The sequence below is a fragment of the Bacilli bacterium genome (assembly GCA_036381315.1).
Lineage (GTDB): Bacteria > Bacillota > Bacilli > Paenibacillales > KCTC-25726 > DASVDB01.
In genome coordinates this window covers 1-2,398 of record DASVDB010000099.1, presented here as the reverse complement: position 1 = coordinate 2,398, position 2,398 = coordinate 1, and the positions used below count along the sequence as shown (strand labels likewise).

At 49.6% G+C, this 2,398-nt stretch carries 5 protein-coding genes; all 5 read left to right on the top strand.

Features of this window, described 5'->3' with window-relative positions:
- Positions 1–628 (top strand): hypothetical protein (locus VF260_07370; GenBank protein HEX7057003.1); only part of this gene is annotated, 628 nt, incomplete at its 5' end.
- Positions 629–663: 35 nt separating this feature from the next.
- Entirely contained in the window at positions 664–1,563 is a 900-nt protein-coding gene (locus VF260_07365; protein HEX7057002.1) for a hypothetical protein, read from the top strand.
- A 38-nt stretch (positions 1,564–1,601) separates the two neighbouring features.
- On the top strand, positions 1,602–1,751 hold the full coding sequence (locus VF260_07360) for a hypothetical protein (protein ID HEX7057001.1): 150 nt from the start codon (positions 1,602–1,604) through the stop codon (positions 1,749–1,751).
- 43 nt (positions 1,752–1,794) lie between these two features.
- Positions 1,795–1,941, top strand: a complete 147-nt coding sequence (locus VF260_07355) for a hypothetical protein (GenBank protein HEX7057000.1) — start codon at positions 1,795–1,797, stop codon at positions 1,939–1,941.
- Between the two features lie 15 nt (positions 1,942–1,956).
- Positions 1,957–2,382 (top strand): hypothetical protein, encoded by a 426-nt coding sequence (locus tag VF260_07350; GenBank protein HEX7056999.1) that lies wholly within the window; start codon positions 1,957–1,959, stop codon positions 2,380–2,382.
- The last annotated feature ends 16 nt before the right edge of the window (positions 2,383–2,398 follow it).

Genomic DNA, 2,398 nt, shown 5'->3' with positions numbered 1-2,398 from the left:
AGGCATTATCGTGTTGGGAGTTATGTTCGGAAGTTTGCCCTACATCTGGCTGCGCTTCAAACTGACCGGCCTGCATATGCGCATCCGTTTGGAGCTTTTGTCCGCCATCGAAATATTTTATCAGGCATACGTTTTGGCGCCACATAAAAATATTCGTTCCGTGCTGCACGCCGTCGTGCAAGCAGGGCGGATACAATATCCCGCCAGGCCGCTTTTTGAACAACTGTATCGGAATTTGGCGATTGCGCCCGATCCGGATGAGGGGCTGCGCATTTTTTCTTTTGCGCTTGGCAGCATATGGGGCGACTACTTTGCCAACATTTTGCGCTACGGACTTTTGGAAGGCCTTGATATTACCGGCAATTTGCAGGAATTAATCGAAGATATGCGCAAGGCCAAAAGAATTGATCAAATGGAGCGGAACAGACTGTTGGAGATTCGCATCGCCAATTTTACGCCGATTTTTTTTCTGGCGGTGTTTCTCGGCATCAATTTTCGTTTAAACCCGACGGCAGCCTATCACTATTATGTTCTGGATGAAGCGGGCAGAGATATGCTGCTGGATTCGCTGCTGTTGATTTTCGCCTCGTTTGTCATGGGCATCTTTTTATCGATGAAAAGATTGTAATGGCGGATTTAGTTCATAAGGGAGGTGGAACATACATGAATTCGCTCATGCTGCTTCGCATGCTGGCCTGGTTTGCCGGCGCGCTTATGTATTTGTTGCTGTTTTATATATGCTTTCGACTGTTCATAGCCTGGTTGCCATGGCGTTCGTTCCGGGTCTTTCGTCCGCTTGCGCCAATGCGCGAAATGCAAGTGCCGCGGGCTCTTGCCAGATTGCTTTTTATTCCCGTTCGCGCGGAAAAGCGGGAATGGAAAAAGCAGCTGCTTAAGAATAGCGGGATTCGCACGCCCTATATTGTCTATGAAACAATGCGCAGGATTGTCGGAGCAGCCGCAGCCATTCTGGGCGGACTTTTCTGGCTCACTTTTCGGCTCAGGCTCGAACCGTTGGGGGTGTATTGGTGTTTGCCGGCCGTCTTGGCCTTTTGCGTACCCGTCGTTCTGGTCTTCGACAAATTCGTTTTGCAGACGTTGAAGGTGAAGCGACAACAAGCGGTCGTAAAAGAGATTTTTGCTGTCAGCAAGCAACTTTTGTATTTCAGCGGCACAGGGAAAAATTTGCATTATCAGCTTACGCGTTGCCTTCCGCTGACAAGGCATATACGGCATGAATTGTATTTGCTGACGACGGAGTGGTATCAGGACGCCGGCAACGCCATTTCCGCATTCAAAGAACGGATCGCAACCGATGAAGGCAACAGTTTTGCGGAAACGCTCGATTCAATCAGGCGCCATCATCATCACAACTATTATGAACTGTTGCGCAACCGCATACGCGATTATAAGGAACAGATGGATTTGCTGCGGGAAGGCCGCAAGGAAATGACGTCTTATGTGCTGTTTGTATTGGCCGGCCTGCCGATTTTGAACACATTCCGGGTGTTCATCTACCCATGGGTCAGTGAAGGGCGAAAGCTGTTCGATTCGCTTTCGTGACAAATGCGACTATTTAAGAGAAATCGAGGTGAAGGCAAATGAGAAATATTTTGATCACAGTGATGATGCTCATTGTGGTGGCTGCATTGTTTTCCAGCATCATTGCCGATGACACGAACGGAATCGGGGCGAAAATCAAGCAACAGGGGACGAACGCCGCGACAAAAATCGAACAACTGTCCAATTAACCGCCCATTATCCGTCTAATTCGTGGGAAAAGGAGAATGTCAGGTGAAAAACATTTTGGTGATGGTCATGCTGATTCTCGTTGTGATCGCCATCTATGAAAGCACGATTGATGGCGCGACAGGCGTAAAACAATCCATCAAGGAACACGGGCAAAACATCAATGCGGCGATTTCCCGCATGAGTCCGTGACCGGGGGGCGGCGAAATGAAGCAAATCCTCATCTTTATTTTGTTTTCCGCCATTCTCTGTTGGTTTATGTTTGCGCCTGTGTACAAGCACGTTTTGATTGCGAGGCACGCGCTGCTGCAAAAAGAAGCCGATTATTTGCTGGAAATCGGAGCGAACGGCGCTCACGGATATATCGATGCGGCGGCAATTGACGCTTCCCGAAACCGCTTGGCGGCTGCCGGCTTCGACAGCGCAAAATTGCGCTATATCGTCACAACCACAAACGGACAGGACGGTACAAATCCCGATTCGCCGGTGCTGCGGGGAGCAGGGATCGGGCTTGAAATACGCTATCCTTTTGAAGATTTATTGGCGATCGACCGCCTGATCGGGATTACGCCGCCCGATCCTAACGAACAAATGGTTGTGTCGGGCATGAAGATGAGCGAATATGTGCCGTAAGCGAACGGGCGCGCAT

What these genes read in the sequence shown, in the direction of transcription:
- VF260_07365 (HEX7057002.1), top strand. Translation starts at nt 664, where the DNA reads ATGAATTCGCTCATGCTGCTTCGCATGCTGGCCTGGTTTGCCGGCGCG.
- VF260_07360 (HEX7057001.1), top strand. Translation starts at nt 1,602, where the DNA reads ATGAGAAATATTTTGATCACAGTGATGATGCTCATTGTGGTGGCTGCA.
- VF260_07350 (HEX7056999.1), top strand. Translation starts at nt 1,957, where the DNA reads ATGAAGCAAATCCTCATCTTTATTTTGTTTTCCGCCATTCTCTGTTGG.